Origin of the sequence: Cupriavidus sp. OTU4054, assembly GCF_038440175.1 — a bacterium.
In the GTDB taxonomy this organism is placed as follows: domain Bacteria; phylum Pseudomonadota; class Gammaproteobacteria; order Burkholderiales; family Burkholderiaceae; genus Cupriavidus; species Cupriavidus pauculus_D.
The window spans coordinates 161,694-176,635 of sequence record NZ_JASATF010000005.1 but is presented as its reverse complement, the minus strand read 5'-3'; the positions used below and the strand labels follow the sequence as shown (position 1 = coordinate 176,635).

17 protein-coding genes are annotated in these 14,942 nt (G+C 63.3%); 16 read left to right on the top strand and 1 reads right to left on the bottom strand.

Features of this window, described 5'->3' with window-relative positions:
* The first annotated feature begins 78 nt into the window (after window positions 1-78).
* The 16 genes from AAHB16_RS08695 to AAHB16_RS08620 all read left to right on the top strand — a co-directional run bounded on the left by AAHB16_RS08695 (window position 79) and on the right by AAHB16_RS08620 (window position 14,405).
* Window positions 79-1,308 carry a hypothetical protein gene (locus AAHB16_RS08695; RefSeq protein ID WP_047840201.1) on the top strand — a complete coding sequence of 410 codons (1,230 nt, stop codon included), beginning with the start codon at window positions 79-81 and terminating at the stop codon, window positions 1,306-1,308.
* On the top strand, window positions 1,271-2,278 hold the full coding sequence (locus tag AAHB16_RS08690) for a hypothetical protein (RefSeq protein ID WP_342050629.1): 1,008 nt from the start codon (window positions 1,271-1,273) through the stop codon (window positions 2,276-2,278). Before AAHB16_RS08695 ends, AAHB16_RS08690 begins: the two co-directional genes overlap by 38 nt.
* 182 nt (window positions 2,279-2,460) lie before the next feature.
* Window positions 2,461-2,673, top strand: coding sequence for a helix-turn-helix domain-containing protein (locus tag AAHB16_RS08685; protein ID WP_082193712.1), 213 nt, complete (start codon window positions 2,461-2,463; stop codon window positions 2,671-2,673).
* Window positions 2,670-3,140 carry a hypothetical protein gene (locus AAHB16_RS08680; protein WP_342050628.1) on the top strand — a complete coding sequence of 157 codons (471 nt, stop codon included), beginning with the start codon at window positions 2,670-2,672 and terminating at the stop codon, window positions 3,138-3,140. The genes AAHB16_RS08685 and AAHB16_RS08680 overlap by 4 nt, the downstream gene beginning before the upstream one ends.
* A 5-nt stretch (window positions 3,141-3,145) precedes the next feature.
* The gene (locus AAHB16_RS08675) at window positions 3,146-3,460 is read left to right on the top strand and encodes a hypothetical protein (RefSeq protein ID WP_034379030.1); all 315 of its coding nucleotides are present in this window, start codon (window positions 3,146-3,148) and stop codon (window positions 3,458-3,460) included.
* On the top strand, window positions 3,457-4,332 hold the full coding sequence (locus AAHB16_RS08670) for an ATP-binding protein (protein WP_342050627.1): 876 nt from the start codon (window positions 3,457-3,459) through the stop codon (window positions 4,330-4,332). The genes AAHB16_RS08675 and AAHB16_RS08670 overlap by 4 nt, the downstream gene beginning before the upstream one ends.
* A gap of 2 nt (window positions 4,333-4,334) precedes the next feature.
* A complete protein-coding gene (locus AAHB16_RS08665; protein ID WP_047840197.1) occupies window positions 4,335-4,940 on the top strand; it encodes a hypothetical protein in 606 nt (201 codons plus the stop codon).
* A gap of 15 nt (window positions 4,941-4,955) precedes the next feature.
* On the top strand, window positions 4,956-6,629 hold the full coding sequence (locus AAHB16_RS08660) for a DEAD/DEAH box helicase (protein ID WP_342050626.1): 1,674 nt from the start codon (window positions 4,956-4,958) through the stop codon (window positions 6,627-6,629).
* Window positions 6,626-7,048 carry a DUF6511 domain-containing protein gene (locus AAHB16_RS08655; RefSeq protein WP_047840195.1) on the top strand — a complete coding sequence of 141 codons (423 nt, stop codon included), beginning with the start codon at window positions 6,626-6,628 and terminating at the stop codon, window positions 7,046-7,048. The genes AAHB16_RS08660 and AAHB16_RS08655 overlap by 4 nt, the downstream gene beginning before the upstream one ends.
* Complete coding sequence (locus AAHB16_RS08650) at window positions 7,048-7,803, top strand: hypothetical protein (RefSeq protein WP_047840194.1); 756 nt, start codon at window positions 7,048-7,050, stop codon at window positions 7,801-7,803. The genes AAHB16_RS08655 and AAHB16_RS08650 overlap by 1 nt, the downstream gene beginning before the upstream one ends.
* Window positions 7,803-9,989, top strand: a complete 2,187-nt coding sequence (locus AAHB16_RS08645; RefSeq protein WP_342050625.1) for an AAA family ATPase — start codon at window positions 7,803-7,805, stop codon at window positions 9,987-9,989. Before AAHB16_RS08650 ends, AAHB16_RS08645 begins: the two co-directional genes overlap by 1 nt.
* Before the next feature lie 275 nt (window positions 9,990-10,264).
* Window positions 10,265-10,765 (top strand): hypothetical protein, encoded by a 501-nt coding sequence (locus tag AAHB16_RS08640; RefSeq protein WP_047840193.1) that lies wholly within the window; start codon window positions 10,265-10,267, stop codon window positions 10,763-10,765.
* 1 nt (window position 10,766) lies between these two features.
* Window positions 10,767-10,979, top strand: a complete 213-nt coding sequence (locus tag AAHB16_RS08635) for a hypothetical protein (protein WP_047840192.1) — start codon at window positions 10,767-10,769, stop codon at window positions 10,977-10,979.
* Window positions 10,972-11,364 (top strand): DUF6362 family protein, encoded by a 393-nt coding sequence (locus tag AAHB16_RS08630; protein WP_034379048.1) that lies wholly within the window; start codon window positions 10,972-10,974, stop codon window positions 11,362-11,364. Before AAHB16_RS08635 ends, AAHB16_RS08630 begins: the two co-directional genes overlap by 8 nt.
* 387 nt (window positions 11,365-11,751) lie before the next feature.
* Complete coding sequence (locus tag AAHB16_RS08625) at window positions 11,752-13,161, top strand: site-specific DNA-methyltransferase (protein ID WP_342050682.1); 1,410 nt, start codon at window positions 11,752-11,754, stop codon at window positions 13,159-13,161.
* The gene (locus AAHB16_RS08620; protein ID WP_047840190.1) at window positions 13,158-14,405 is read left to right on the top strand and encodes a DNA methyltransferase; all 1,248 of its coding nucleotides are present in this window, start codon (window positions 13,158-13,160) and stop codon (window positions 14,403-14,405) included. Before AAHB16_RS08625 ends, AAHB16_RS08620 begins: the two co-directional genes overlap by 4 nt.
* Here AAHB16_RS08620 and AAHB16_RS08615 read toward each other — a convergent pair.
* Window positions 14,402-14,935: a hypothetical protein gene (locus AAHB16_RS08615; protein WP_342050624.1), complete on the bottom strand. Its 534-nt coding sequence runs from the start codon at window positions 14,933-14,935 to the stop codon at window positions 14,402-14,404. The genes AAHB16_RS08620 and AAHB16_RS08615 overlap by 4 nt on opposite strands.
* Window positions 14,936-14,942 lie beyond the last annotated feature (7 nt).

Sequence of the window (14,942 nt, the reverse complement as noted above, 5' to 3'; positions counted from 1 at the left end):
TCTGCAAACCCCAAGAACAAGACGGGGCGGCTCGGGCTGGTGCCAACCCGATCAATACCTTGCGAAGGGGGAATGTCAATGAACGATGCTGAAAACCTGTCCAAGCTGCTCGGCCACCTGCCGCCGGCGGTCTTCCGTGAATTCATGGTGGGGGAGTTCGGTCTGGCGATGCCCGATCTGGACAAGAAGCAGGGCAAGCAGGAACAGCGCGCTGTCATGGAGCCAGTCCTGTCGGCCCTGGATGTGAGCGCGCGGCGGAAGATCGAGGAAGTGGCTGAGCGCATCGTGCTGCTCTCGGACGGCGCCGGGCAAGACGTCATCGAAGGCATCAGTCAGGACATCGTCGGTGACGATGCCAAGGCCGCGTTTGCAGCCATCCCGAACCAGTACGAACGCGCGCTGTGGCTGCACCTCAACGCGCCCGCACTCTTCGAGGAGGCGTTGAACGCCCGCCAGGCGGATGTCTTCCGCCAGAGCGCGTCCTGCTATTCGGGCTATGTTGCGCCTAAGGATCTGACGGTCCTGGATGACACGGCAGCTCGGCAGGCTTTCCACCAGGCCGTGGCGCAGCAGCTTGGCTGTGCAGCGGATACCGTTGCCGTTCAGGTTTTCAAGCGGCTGCGCCCCGACACCCTGACCGGCGAAGACGTCGACCTGTACCAGGTCAGCGTGCATCACAACCGCCCGCCCGAGATCATCGATCGCGTCCAGGCCAGCGAGCTGGTGCCGCAGGAGGTGATCCGTGCTGTGTCCTCGCACATCACCTACGAGCCAGCGAATGGCCATCTGGAGGTCTTGTCCAAAGACACCGACGGTCGCGAGGCGCTGGCGCGCATCGTGGCGGACTCGCTGCTGCAGTCGCCCATCACCGGCGACAAGATCCCTCTGAAGCAGTATGACTACCAGAGTCTGGCCGCGCCCCGCAGCTTTGATCTGACCGGCGAGGACGTGGCATCGGTCAAGGTGATCGAACTCGGCTACACCACGGCCAACCACCGCTCCTTGCTGGTGAAGATCTGGGCCAAGGACGTCGACGACATTTACACGGCCGCACGTTCACTGATCTCGCTGTCGTTCGACTTCCACCACCACCACATCAACTACGCGAAGCTGTCCATCCGCATCAAAAAAGTCGGCAAGGAACGTGCGCGCACGATCGCCGTGATCCTGCGCGACGACAACAAGTGCAACATCAAGACCAAGCGCGAAAAGGATCGGGCGCTGTGCGACCGCTTGCTGGCCAAGTGGCAGTTGGTGAAGGAGATCGGCGATGTCGCAGAAGAGCCTGTCGACGCGCTCGCTGCTTGACCTGATCGATCTCTTCGAGCGATCGATCCACGCAGTCGTCGATGGCGCTGGCCAGCGCCTGCGTGGCGTGCCCGGTTGGGAGCTGTCACGCCGGGTGGCGCTGTCCGACCGCGATCTCGCGGCATGGACCGAACGTATCGGCTTTGCGGGCAGCTATCTGGCAGCCCATGGCGATGAGCGCGTTCCGGTCGACATCGAGGAAGACGATGACCCCGGGCGGTATCGCTACCGCTGCCCCGAGACCTTTCGCACCAAGTACGTCTCGGCCGAGCTGATAGGCGTTCATGCCGTCAGTGACGAGAAAGTGCTGAACTACCTGGCGGACCTGCTCGGAGTTCCCCAGGCGCAACGCAGCGGCATCACGGCGCCCACGATCGATGGCGTCCTGTGGCGCCTCGGCAAGATGCGCATTGCCGACGCGCAAGTAGACGCCTGGCTGGTCCGGGGACTCTCGACATCGACCGACAAGGTGTTCGAGCATTTCCGTACTGCGCCGCTGCCTGACCAGGGAGTGATCTTCACCACCGGCCAGTCTCTGCCCGACATCGTTCTGCCGCCCCGCGCCTACCGCATCGTCCCGATCGCGAGCGCACTGGTCGACCACGCCATCAAGCCGCACTTCGACATCGACTTGATCCACCGTCAGCTGCTGGCCCCATCAGGCAACAAGGTGGAAAAGTCTCTACCGGTTCGCTTCGACCGGTACTCCAACACGCTGGTCATCGCCACCAAGTCCGACAAGCCATGGGCGATCAAGGGCCCCAGGCAGGTCGCTGTGGTCAGCCATCTGTTCGAGCAGTTCGAAAACGGGCGGCGGTGGGTTCCTGCCCACGAAATACTGGACGCCGTGTACGGGCCGCAGAAATCCGGGCGCAGCCAGCGCATCCAAAACATCTTCAGTGGCAACTCGATCTGGGAGGACTACATCGCTGGCGACGGCAACGGCCACTACGGATTCAATCTGGACTGACCAGCAGCAGCCAGACGCACCACGCACAGCCGCCTTCGGGCGGTTTTTTGCTTTCTGTGGCTCGTTTTCTCGCGCCGTGGCTGAGCCCGCACATCAGCCCGTACATGGCGGTGGCAGACGCCCGTACATGCCGAATTTGAAGATTACCTCACGTTTTCGCAATCACCTGAAAGGAGAAAAACGTGAGTGTCAAACACCTCAACCAACGCCAATTGGCGGACCGTTGGGACGTCAGCGAAGCCACACTGGAACGCTGGCGGTCCGAAGGAATCGGTCCGGTCTTTCTGAAACTGCAAGGGCGAGTTCTCTATCGCGTTGAGGACGTCGAGGCCTTCGAGTCCGACAGCCTGCGCAAGAGCACTTCCGAGCGCGTCGATGCGGGAGGTGCGGCATGAGCCACCTCCCCCCCGATCAAGTGCTGGCCACGCCAGCCGGCGAACTCGCCCAGCGGTCCAGCGAGTCGCTCTTCCAACTGAAGAACGACGCCGCCGATCTACTGGCCGCCGCCAAGGCCATCGTCGAGCACGTCGATCGCGCTCTGGATCTCCGGTACGCCCAGCGCGCCCACCAACTGCGTCTGGCGGCCGGCAAGGACACCGGTGTCGTGCATTTCGATGACGGCCACGTCCGTATCACGGCCGACCTGCCCAAGAAGGTCGAGTGGGACCAGACCAAGCTGAACGACATCACCCGCCGCATCGCCGCCAACGGCGAAGACCCCAGCGAGTACGTCGAGATCAGCTACCGCATCTCCGAGACCAAGTTCAACGCTTGGCCCGAGACGCTGAAGAGCGCGTTTGCCCCGGCGCGAACGCTCAAGACCGGCAAGCCCGGGTTCCGCCTCGCACTGATTCAGGAGTGATCCCCATGAAAACCAAATCCACGCTGATCGAGCTGCTGCTCAAGCAGTCCGAGATGTACCTGCGGGACCTGCCGGAGACGATCCGCATCCCGGCCCTCGATGGCAATCGTGCCGATGAAGTGGTGCGCCCGCTGGAGGACGCGACTGTCGACGACCTGGCCTTCGCGATTCAGGGAATGGAGGCCGAGTCCCGCGTCCACCACCGCCGCCTGCAGGGTCTGCGCGATCTCTATGACCTGGCCCGCAAGCGCGGCGCACTGGGCGTCACCACGGTGGCTGCTGCATTCGCCGATCTGGGCGGTGAAGGGGGACGGAAATGAGCCTGCCCATCATCACCGCCGACCAACGCCTCACTGAGCGCCGTGGCGTCAAGGGCGTGCTCGTTGGCAAGAGCGGCATCGGCAAGACCTCGCAGCTCTGGACGCTGAAGCCGACGGCAACGTTGTTCTTCGACCTCGAGGCTGGCGATCTCGCCGTCGAAGGTTGGGCCGGCGACACGATCCGCCCCCGTACTTGGCAGGAGTGCCGTGACTTCGCCGTCTTCATCGGTGGCCCGAACCCGGCACTGCGCGAGGACCAGCCCTACAGCCAAGCCCACTTCGATGCCGTGTGCGCGCGCTTCGGCGATCCGTCGGTCCTGGACAAGTACGAGACCGTCTTCGTCGACTCGATCACCGTGGCCGGACGTTTGTGCCTGCAGTGGTGCAAGGGGCAGCCGCAGGCCTACTCGGAGAAGACCGGCAAGCCCGACAGCCGTGGCGCCTACGGTTTGATGGGCCAGGAAATGATCGGCTGGCTCACGCACCTGCAGCACACGCGCCGCAAGAACGTGTGGTTCGTCGGCATCCTGAACGAGGCCCTGGATGACTTCAACCGCCGGGTCTTCTCACTGCAGATCGACGGCTCCAAGACCGGGCTCGAACTGCCCGGGATCGTTGACGAGGTCGTGACCCTCACTGAACTCAAGGCTGACGACGGCAGTGGCTACCGGGCATTCGTCTGCCACACGCTGAACCAATGGAATTTCCCGGCCAAGGACCGTTCCGGTCGGCTTGATGCCATCGAGGAGCCGCATCTCGGCCGCCTCATGGAAAAGATCGCCGGCCCGGCCAAGCCCGCCACCGAGCGACTCGATTTCGCTCGTCCCAGCCCCGCTTCCACCCCCGAATCCACTTCGACTCAGGAGTCCTGATCATGACCTACTTCGATTTCAATTCCGCTTCCGAACAGACGTCTTTCGACCTGATCCCCAAAGGCACCCTGGCTCGCGTGCGCATGACCATCCGTCCGGGTGGCTTCGATGACGCGTCCCAAGGATGGACTGGCGGCTACGCCACCCGCAACGACAACACCGGTTCGGTCTACCTGAACTGCGAGTTCGTCGTGATGGAGGGGGAGTTCGCCCGCCGCAAGATGTGGTCGCTGATCGGCCTGCACAGCCCCAAGGGTCCGGAGTGGGCCAACATGGGTCGCACCTTTGTCAAGGCGATCCTCAACTCGGCGCGTGCTGTTCATCCCGGCGACAACAGTCCTGCTGCGCAGAACTCTCGCCGCATCAGCGGATTCGCAGATCTCGATGGCATCGAGTTCCTGGGCAAGGTCGACTGGGAAAAGGACCAGAACGGCCAGGACAAGAGCGTCATCAAGGCGGCCATCACGCCGGACCACAAGGACTACGCCGCGCTGATGGGCGGCGCGCGTCAGCCGGCACCCGCTGCCAACGCGCCCAGCGCACCCAATGCCTATGCGCAGGCCACCGGCCGGGCACCCACCCCGGGCCGTCCCAGCTGGGCGCAGTGACGGAGGGCCACGGTCATGATGCTCCGTCCCCGTCAATCCCTCCTGGTCGAGCGCACACTGGCCGCGCTCGATGAGCATGGGAACACACTGGCTGTTGCGCCGACCGGGTCGGGCAAGACCATCATGCTGTCGGCGGTCACCGGCAGGGTGTTGGTCGAGCCCGATGCGAAGGCTTGCATCCTTGCGCACCGCACCGAACTGACCGGCCAGAACCGGGACAAGTTCTCGCGCGTGAATCCAGGCATGAGCACGTCCGTGTTCGATGCCAACGAGAAGTCCTGGCGCGGTCAGGCGACGTTCGCGATGGTGCAGACCCTGTCGCGTCAGGCCCATCTCGACCAGATGCCCACCTTGGATCTGCTCGTGATCGACGAGGCACACCACGCCTCGTCGCCGACCTACCGGGCTGTCATTGACGCGGTGCTGGCCCGCAATCCTCGCGCTGGCATCTGCGGTCTGACCGCCACGCCGAATCGCGGCGATGGCAAGGGCCTGCGCGAGGTCTTCTCCAACGTCGCTGACCAGATCACGCTGGGCGAGATGATCGCGGCCGGGCACCTCGTTCCGCCGCGCACCTTCGTGATCGACGTCGGCGTGCAGAACGCCTTGCGCCAGGTCCGCCGCACCGCGATGGACTTCGACATGGACGAGGTCGCATCAATTCTCGACAAGCGGCTGATCACCGAAGCGGTGATCAAACACTGGAAGGCGAACGCGTCGTCGCGCAAGACCATCGTCTTCTGCTCGACGGTCGCCCATGCGCAAAACGTCTGCGATGCGTTTGTCGACGCAGGCGTGCACGCGGTGTTGGTCCACGGTGACCTGTCCGATGCGGATCGCAAAGCGCGCCTGGCGGAGTACGAGACTGGGCGCGCCCAGGTCGTGGTCAACGTGGCGGTGCTGACCGAGGGCTACGACTACACCCCCACCAGCTGCGTCGTCCTGCTGCGACCCAGCTCCTACAAATCGACCTTCATCCAGATGGTTGGTCGTGGTTTGCGGACTGTCGACCCTGAGGAGTTCCCGGGCGTGATCAAGACCGAGTGCATCGTGCTGGACTTCGGCACAGCCAGCTTGATGCACGGATCAATCGAACAAGAAATCAACCTCGACGGGCATCGTGGCGAAGGTGAGGCGCCAACCAAGGATTGCCCAGATTGCGGCGCCATCGTTCCGCTGGCCTGCATGGAGTGCCCCCTGTGCGGGCATGTATGGGAGAGGGAGCCACAAAAGCTGGGCGTGCTAGCGGACTTCGTCATGAGCGAGATCGATCTGCTCAAGCGCTCCAACTTCCGCTGGTGCGATCTGTTCGGGCATGACGACGCGCTGATGGCCACCGGCTTCAGTGCGTGGGGTGGCATCTTCTTTCTCAATGGCCGCTGGCACGCCATCGGCGGCGGGAAGGATCTGAGGCCACACCTGCTGGCCGTCGGCGAGCGCACGGTCTGCATGGCCAAGGCCGACGACTGGCTCAACGACCACGAGTCCGCCGACTCCGCCTACAAGACCCGGCGCTGGCTGAACGAGCCCCCTACGGACAAGCAGCTGCGCTACATCCCTGAGCAGATGCGAGCGGACTTCGGCATGACCCGCTACCAGGCATCGGCCCTGTTGGCCTTTCAGTTCAACAAGTCGTCGATTCAGCGGCTGGTCGTCGCGGCCAATGACGGTCATCGGGAGGCCGCTTGAAATGCGCGATCTGCTACCGCAAGGCCAAGGGGTACGGCTGGTTCAACCCTCGGCTCAAACCCAGCGACCCGAATCGCTACTCGGAAGAGTGGGTGCTCTGTTCGCGCCGCTGTCAGGACGCGTTCTGCCTGCTGATGACCAAGACGGAGGCACGCATGATCGACCCAAGTGACATGGAGCTGGCCGCGATGCGCGCGTGCCTGTCGCCGCTGGGAGAGTACGTCGGCTCCATCGGCATGCAACGTCCGCTGGCGGACTACACCCAAGATGAGGTGCTGACCCTGATCGATGTCGTGGTCACGGCGTATCAGGACCAGATGATCGAAGAGCACGAGCGCATGGCCGCGAAAGACCGCGCCTTCCTTGAGGAACGTCTGGCACGTCAGGGCCAGACATCTCCGAAGGGAGGGCCGTTCTGATGCTGGATTTCAACCACCGTCCCAAAGTCCATGAACAGATCAGCGAGCTGATCGATACCGCCCTGGCCAGTGATCGCGACGACCAAGCTCCACGCACCTACCTCGGCGCGTCGAGGCTCGGTGTCGCCTGTGAGCGGGCGCTCCAGTACGAGTACCTGAGGACCCCGGTTGATCCCGGTCGGGAGATTCCAGGCCGCATCCTGCGTGTCTTCGAAGTTGGCCATGCCCTTGAAGACGTGGCCATTCGCTGGCTGCGTTTGGCTGGGTTCGACCTGTACACGCGCAAAGCCAGCGGGGGCCAGTTTGGCTTCTCGGTGGCGGGCGGCCGAATCCAGGGCCACGTCGATGGCGTGATCAACGCAGCCCCCAGTGTGCTGGGGCTCCAGTGCCCGTCGCTGTGGGAATGCAAGACCATGAACGACAAGTCCTGGCGCGACACGGTCAAGCTCGGCGTCGCTCGTTCCAAGCCCGTCTACGCCGCGCAGATGGCGATCTACCAGGCCTACATGGAGGCCACTGTTCCGGGCATCTCTCGCAACCCCGCGCTGTTTACTGCCATCAACAAGGACTCCCAGGAGATCTGGTTCGAGTTGGTGCCGTTTGACGGTGGACTGGCGCAGCGCATGTCAGATCGGGCCGTCCGGGTGATTTCTGCATCCGAGTCCGGTGAGCTGTTGCCTCGCCACGCGGCCACGCCGACCCACTTCGAGTGCAAGTTCTGCTCCTGGCAAGACCGCTGCTGGAGGGCGACTTGATGAGCAACAACATCGTGTGGCTGGACTTCAACGATGCCGCCGAACCGCGCGAGGATCTCGTCAGTGACACGGAGGCACTGCGCACCGGTTTGCTGGATCGCCTGGAAGCGGTTTTGCACTACCTGTTTCCGCAAGGCCGCATCCGGGGCGGCAAGTTCTATGTCGGCGACACCGATGGCTCACCCGGCAAGAGCCTGGTTGTCGAGCTCGATGGTCCCCGTCGCGGTCTGTGGAAGGACTTCGCCACGGACGATGGCGGTGACGTCATCGACCTGTGGGCACGTTCCCAGTGCCTGTCCGCCCGGCATGATTTTCCGAGGCTGGCCACCGAGCTTCGCCAGTGGCTGGGTGTCGCGCCACCCGCGCAGTCCATGGCTCGGCACGCCGTCCGCACGGTTGCTGTCGATGAGCTTGGCCCCTACACCGCGAAATGGGACTACCTCACGCCCGAAGGCGAGCTGGTCGCCTGCGTGTACCGATACGACCCACCGACTGGCAAGGAGTACCGGCCTTGGGACGTGCGCGCTCGGATGTGGCGGGCCCCCGATCCCCGACCGCTCTACAACCTGCCCGCGATCACCAAGTCGATGCAGGTCGTCTTGGTCGAAGGCGAGAAGTGCGCCGATGCGTTGATCGCCTGCGGAATCGCGGCCACCACCGCGATGAACGGGGCGAAGGCGCCGATCGACAAAACCGACTGGCGCCCCCTGGCTCGACGCTCGGTGCTGATCTGGCCCGATCGTGATTCGCCAGGCTGGGACTACGCCGAGAACGCTGCGCGCGCATGTGTGGCTGCAGGCTGTGCCTCCGTTGCGATCCTGGTGCCGCCCTCAGACAAGCCCGACAAGTGGGACGCCGCCGACGCCGTCGCCGAGGGATTCGACTGCGCTGAGTTCGTCGCGCAGGGCGAGCGCCGAGTCGTCAAGGCGGCATTGCCGATGCTGCCGACCTTCACACTGGGTGCGTTGCTGGATGACGACTCGCCGCTGCCGCCCGATCTCATCTCGCCGCGTGTGCTCACGCCGGCAGGGATGCTGGTCTTCGGCGGTGCGCCCAAGGTCGGCAAGAGCGATTTTCTGCTGGCGTGGCTGACTCACATGGCTGCTGGCGCTGCCTTTCTTGGCATGCATCCGCCGCGACCCCTGCGCGTGTTCTACCTTCAGGCCGAGGTTCAGTACCACTACCTGCGTGAGCGGGTCAAAGAGGTGCGCATCCCAGCCAGCCGGCTCTTGGATGCCCGTGCGAACTTCGTGGCCACACCCCAATTGCGACTTGTGCTTGACGACGCTGGCCTCGCACAAGTGATCCCTGCCATTGCGAATGCGTTTGGTGGCGAGCCCCCGGACATCATCGCCATCGATCCCATCCGCAATGTGTTCGATGGTGGCGACGCAGGTGGCGAAAACGACAACGGCGCGATGTTGTTCTTCCTCTCGCAGCGGGTGGACAGGATTCGTCAGGCGGTCAATCCGGACGCTGGGGTGATCCTGGCCCACCACACGAAGAAGCTGGGCAAGAAGCAGTTCGAGGAGGACCCGTTCCAGGCCTTGGCCGGGGCAGGAAGCCTGCGCGGCTACTACTCGACCGGGATGCTGCTGTTCCGGCCCGATGAGACCCGCACGACGCGCCAGCTCATCTTCGAGCTGCGCAACGGCGCCGGCATTCCGCTCAAGCACGTCGACAAGATCAGCGGCGAGTGGCGGGAGGTCGATGCCAACGATCGCCTCGTGATGAAGGACTACGGCGAACGCTTGGATGCCGAGCGCCGCCGCAAGCGCGACGCCATCCTGCAGATCCTGTTCGACGAGGCTGCTGCCGGGCACTGCTACACGGCCAATCAGTTTGCCGAGGCCTTCGAAGGCAAGGCGGGGCTTGGCGGCGAACGCACCATCCGCGAACGGATCTCCGCGCTGTCCACCCAGGGATACATCAAGTATTTCCGCAACGCGGCGGACTATGGCATGCCATCGAGCGGGCGCACCAAGTTTGGCTACCTCTGCGTCGAGGGCATGGTTCTGCGTGCGCCCAACGGCGAACCAGATCCAGCCACCGGTGAGTTGCCGGTGCGTGAGCACGCGGTGCTCCCCACCCATTACAAGTGCCCGCACTCCGGGGCGGCGATGCCCGTCGAGAACCCGGACGTGTGGGTGTACCACGATGAACTGAACGATCCGGAGGCCCCATGATGAGTGCTCGTTTCGCAGTTGGCAGACCCGTTGCCGACTGCACCCACTACTTTGCCAACTGCCGCCAGTTGGCAAACCCCTTCCAACTGCAATCCCTTGCAGGACAAGGCTTTGCCGGGATGCAAGCTCAGTTGGCAGTCGGCAAGGCTGCCAACTTGCCAACTGACGCAAACCCGCGTGGTTGCTCACTTTTCCGGGCGAATCCAGTTGGAGAAAACTCCCCCTCCTACTACGTAGGAGAGGGAACAGCGGTTCCCTCTGGCCTACGTGGAGGTTTGTCCGGCGGTCGGAAAAGCGTCGGTCACCCGGCCAGCGGCAATTCGATCCTGGCCTTGGACCTTGGGACCCAGACCGGCTGGGCATTGCTCGGTCGTGACGGCGACATCACCAGCGGTACTGAGATCTTCAAGCCCCAGCGCTTTGAGGGTGGCGGCATGCGCTACCTGCGGTTCAAGCGTTGGATCACGGAGGTCAAGCAGTCGGTCGACGGATTGAATGCGGTGTTCTTTGAAGAGGTTCGTCGGCACGCCGGTGTTGATGCTGCTCACGCATACGGAGGCTTCATGGCCCATCTGACAGCCTGGTGCGAACACCACCAAATCCCGTACCAGGGCGTGCCGGTCGGCACGATCAAGAAGCACGCCACCGGGAAGGGCAACGCGCGCAAGGACGACATGGTCGCCGCCGCCCGCCGCCGTGGTCATGCACCCGCTGACGACAATGAGGCCGATGCCCTGGCGATCCTGCACTGGGCTATTGAGACTCAGGAGGTGTGACATGAAGATCCCGACACCTCAGTACCGCAGCCCCCTGGGACGGCTCTTGCCAGAACCCCGACCAGACCCCGAAGAAATCAAGCGCGAGGGCTGGCTCGACCAGCGCATCCTCGTCATCTCCCCTGAGGATGCACGACTCAACTGGACCGAGCGCGAGCTGTTGCGCCGCATTGGCGACCGCCTGTACGGAGCCAAGGAGCGTCGCCATGTCTGAGTGGACCGTTGATCTCGTTGCCGATCGCTTCTGGGAGGCCGCACGCACGGCCCATCGACTTCCACCTGTTCGGGTCCAGGGTTACTTCAACTGCTGGCCAGCCATCCAACGCATGCCCTGGGAGAACCTCGGAGCAGAGCCGCCCATCGTTCGCTTCCCGCCTGAACCGGCGGCCATCGATCGCATGCTGGAGACGATGCAATGGGTGCTCTGGCTGGAGGTCGAGCAGCGCCACCTCGTCTGGATGCGCGCTGAGCGCTATCGGTGGAAGGAGATCTGCTGCCGATTTGGTTGTGATCGGACGACCGCTTGGCGCCGCTGGCAAGCCGCCTTGGCGATCGTCGTGTCGCAGCTCAACGGCGTGACCAAGCCCGTGGCGGCATGACTGCGTGAGTGGAGTCAGAGGAAATCAAAGGTCGCTGCGAAGTCGTGCGAACAGAAGCGGGCGCATGCTGCTTTTGCAGTCGAAGGCGGCTGCAACATTTCGAAGAGTTTTGGCTACTATTCACCGTAATCTTGCGAGCACTGCGCGTGTGAAGGCCACGGAGAAATTCGTGGCCTTCGTCGTTTCTAGATCGGCGCTCCGAGAAATTTCGACGGGTCCTTCCCGCCGAAAAAGCAATGCGGGGGGCGCGAGCGCGGCATTCGCCTAGCGTCCGACTGCAAACCAAGGTTTGCAGGGTTTGCAGTTTGCACCCGCCACAGTCCGCACCCATCACGAGCCCGCCCACGGATTTCCGTCGGCGGGCTTTCTTTTTCCGAGGAACCGATTCTGAACACGCTCAACGTCGAGTACCGCAAGGTCGAGGCGCTGATCCCCTACGCCCGCAATCCGCGCACGCACACCGACGAGCAGGTGGCCAAGATCGCCGCCAGCATCGTCGAGTACGGCTGGACGAACCCGGTGCTGGTGGACGGCGACAACGGCATCATCGCGGGCCACGGGCGCTTGGCCGCCGCGCGCAAGCTGGGACTGGATCAGGTGCCGGTCATCGAACTGGCGCACCTGTCGCCCACGCAGAAGCGCGCCTACGTCATCTCCGACAACCGGCTGGCGCTCGACGCGGGCTGGAACGAGGAGCTGCTGGCGCTCGAACTGGCCGAGTTGTCCGAAGCCGGGTATGACCTCGCGTTGACCGGCTTCGAGGATGCCGAGATCGAGGCCTTGCTCGCGGACGGCGTGGTCGCCGATGAAGGCGACAACCAGCAGGACGCTGATGAATCGGATGCTGCCGACGATGTGCCTGAGTCTCCGGTGGTGCCGGTATCCCGTGCCGGCGATGTCTGGGCCCTGGGCGCGCACCGCTTGATCTGCGGCGACGCCACCGACCGCACCGTGGTCGCCACTCTAATGCAGGGTGATGTGGCCCGGCTGTGCTTCACATCGCCGCCCTATGGCAACCAGCGCGACTACACGTCGGGCGGCATCGTCGATTGGGACGGCCTGATGCGCGGCGTGTTCGCCAATGTGCCGATGGCCGATGACGGCCAGGTGCTGGTCAACCTGGGGCTGATCCACCGCGACAACGAAGTCATCCCGTATTGGGACGCGTGGCTCAACTGGATGCGCCAGCAGGGCTGGCGGCGCTTCGCGTGGTACGTTTGGGATCAGGGGCCGGGGATGCCCGGCGACTGGGCGGGCCGTTTTGCGCCGAGCTTCGAGTTCGTTTTCCACTTCAACCGCCAGAGTCGCAAGCCCAACAAGATCGTGCCCTGCAAGCACGCGGGCCAGGAATCGCACCTGCGCGCCGACGGCTCGTCCACGGCGATGCGCAGCAAGGGCGGCGAAGTGGGCGGCTGGACGCACGCAGGTCAGCCGACACAGGACTCTCGGATTCCTGATTCGGTGATCCGCCTTATGCGCCACAAAGGCAAGATCGGACAGGACATCGACCACCCGGCCGTGTTTCCGGTCGCATTGCCGGAATTCGTGATCGCGGCCTACTCGGACGAGGGCGACGTCGTGTTCGAGCCCTTCGGCGGCTCCGGCACGACCATGCTGGCCGCGCAGCGCACCGGTCGTGTGTGTCGCAGCGTGGAGATCGCGCCGGAGTACGTGGATGTCGCCATCAAGCGCTTCCAGCAGAACCACCCCGGTGTGCCTGTGACGCTGTTGGCAACAGGCCAGTCCTTCGACGAGGTGATCAATGAACGTCTCGCCACCACGGAGGTAGAGCAATGACCGCCTCCTGGTTTGCCGACAAGATCGAGCAGTGGCCGACAGCCAAGCTGCTGCCCTATGCCCGCAACGCGCGTACCCACTCGGACGATCAGGTGGCACAAATCGCCGCTTCGATTGCTGAGTTCGGGTTCACCAATCCGATCCTGGCGGGCAGCGATGGCGTGATCGTCGCCGGTCACGGACGGCTTGCCGCCGCGCAGAAGCTCGGGCTGGAGGTGGTGCCGGTGGTCGTACTCGACCATCTGAGCCCCACGCAGCGCAGGGCTCTGGTGATCGCGGACAACCGCATCGCCGAAAACGCGGGTTGGGACGACGCGATGCTGCGCATCGAGATCGCTGCCCTGCAGGATGACGACTTCGACCTGTCGCTGACCGGCTTCGATGCCGATGCACTGGCCGAATTGATGGCGGGCGAAGAGCCGGATGGCGAAGGCGAAACCGATGACGACGCTGTGCCTGAGATGTGCGAGACACTCGTCTCGCGCACGGGTGACGTGTGGTTGCTGGGTGGCCACCGCCTGCTGTGCGGGGACTCCACCGTGGCCGAAAGCTACGACCTGGTTCTCGATGGCGCGCAGGTGGACATGGTATTCACCGACCCGCCGTACAACGTGAACTACGCCAACAGCGCCAAGGACAAGATGCGCGGGAAGGATCGAGCGATCCTGAACGACAACCTCGGCGACGGTTTCTACGACTTCCTGCTGGCGGCGCTGATGCCGACCATCGCGCATTGTCGGGGTGGCATTTACGTGGCGATGTCGTCCAGCGAACTGGATGTGCTGCAAGCCGCGTTCCGCGCCGCCGGTGGCAAGTGGTCGACGTTCATCATCTGGGCCAAGAACACCTTCACGCTGGGCCGCGCGGACTACCAGCGCCAGTACGAGCCGATCCTATATGGCTGGCCCGAGGGGGCGACACGCCACTGGTGCGGCGACCGGGATCAGGGTGACGTGTGGAACATCAAGAAGCCGCAGAAGAACGACCTGCACCCGACCATGAAGCCGGTGGAGTTGGTCGAACGTGCGATCCGCAATTCGAGCCGCCCCGGCAACGTGGTGCTTGACCCGTTCGGCGGGTCCGGCACAACGCTGATCGCCGCCGAGAAGTCAGGACGGCTGGCACGGCTGATCGAGCTCGACCCCAAGTACGTCGACGTGATCGTGCGCCGCTGGCAGGAATGGACGGGCAAGCAAGCCACCCGCGAGGCGGATGGGGAGATCTTCGATGCCGTGAGCCTTTAGAAACCCTGATTTGGCAGCGACGGATTCGGCTGCTGGTAACCATTCCAGAACTGCGGTTGGCCCATTGCGGTGTTGAGAACACCGGCCTGAGTAGTCATTTGGTGCTGCTGAAACTGAGTGGCGGCATTATTGGCTGCGATGTTGTAATCAGTGTTGTTTTTATGAATGGCTTTGCTGTAGTCGACATTCGAGGTCTGAAGCACAGTGTGGTACTGCGCATCGAACTCGGCCTGTTTGATCTCTTTTTCGATCACAGCCTTGTCCGTAGTTTGGTCATACTGACTCTTGAGCTCGATCAGTTTCTGGTAGGTGGCAAGGAGGTCTTTGTTCTCGATGTTTTTCGACAGTTGTTCTTCCAGAAACTGACGGCATTTATTGAAATCTTCGCTGTTCATCTTGCGCCCTTCGGTAGATAGATTTTGTGGAACGAATTTGGAGTCAATCCGGCGGTTTTTCAAGACCGCCAGCTGATTCTGCGAAGCTACAGAGATCACTAACCTGTGGCACAGATCAATCGATGTCTGTGCCACAGGCTCT

Coding starts and splice junctions, on each gene's coding strand:
- AAHB16_RS08695 (WP_047840201.1), top strand. CDS start 79: ATGAACGATGCTGAAAACCTGTCCAAGCTGCTCGGCCACCTGCCGCCG.
- AAHB16_RS08690 (WP_342050629.1), top strand. CDS start 1,271: ATGTCGCAGAAGAGCCTGTCGACGCGCTCGCTGCTTGACCTGATCGAT.
- AAHB16_RS08680 (WP_342050628.1), top strand. CDS start 2,670: ATGAGCCACCTCCCCCCCGATCAAGTGCTGGCCACGCCAGCCGGCGAA.
- AAHB16_RS08675 (WP_034379030.1), top strand. CDS start 3,146: ATGAAAACCAAATCCACGCTGATCGAGCTGCTGCTCAAGCAGTCCGAG.
- AAHB16_RS08670 (WP_342050627.1), top strand. CDS start 3,457: ATGAGCCTGCCCATCATCACCGCCGACCAACGCCTCACTGAGCGCCGT.
- AAHB16_RS08665 (WP_047840197.1), top strand. CDS start 4,335: ATGACCTACTTCGATTTCAATTCCGCTTCCGAACAGACGTCTTTCGAC.
- AAHB16_RS08660 (WP_342050626.1), top strand. CDS start 4,956: ATGATGCTCCGTCCCCGTCAATCCCTCCTGGTCGAGCGCACACTGGCC.
- AAHB16_RS08650 (WP_047840194.1), top strand. CDS start 7,048: ATGCTGGATTTCAACCACCGTCCCAAAGTCCATGAACAGATCAGCGAG.
- AAHB16_RS08645 (WP_342050625.1), top strand. CDS start 7,803: ATGAGCAACAACATCGTGTGGCTGGACTTCAACGATGCCGCCGAACCG.
- AAHB16_RS08635 (WP_047840192.1), top strand. CDS start 10,767: ATGAAGATCCCGACACCTCAGTACCGCAGCCCCCTGGGACGGCTCTTG.
- AAHB16_RS08630 (WP_034379048.1), top strand. CDS start 10,972: ATGTCTGAGTGGACCGTTGATCTCGTTGCCGATCGCTTCTGGGAGGCC.
- AAHB16_RS08620 (WP_047840190.1), top strand. CDS start 13,158: ATGACCGCCTCCTGGTTTGCCGACAAGATCGAGCAGTGGCCGACAGCC.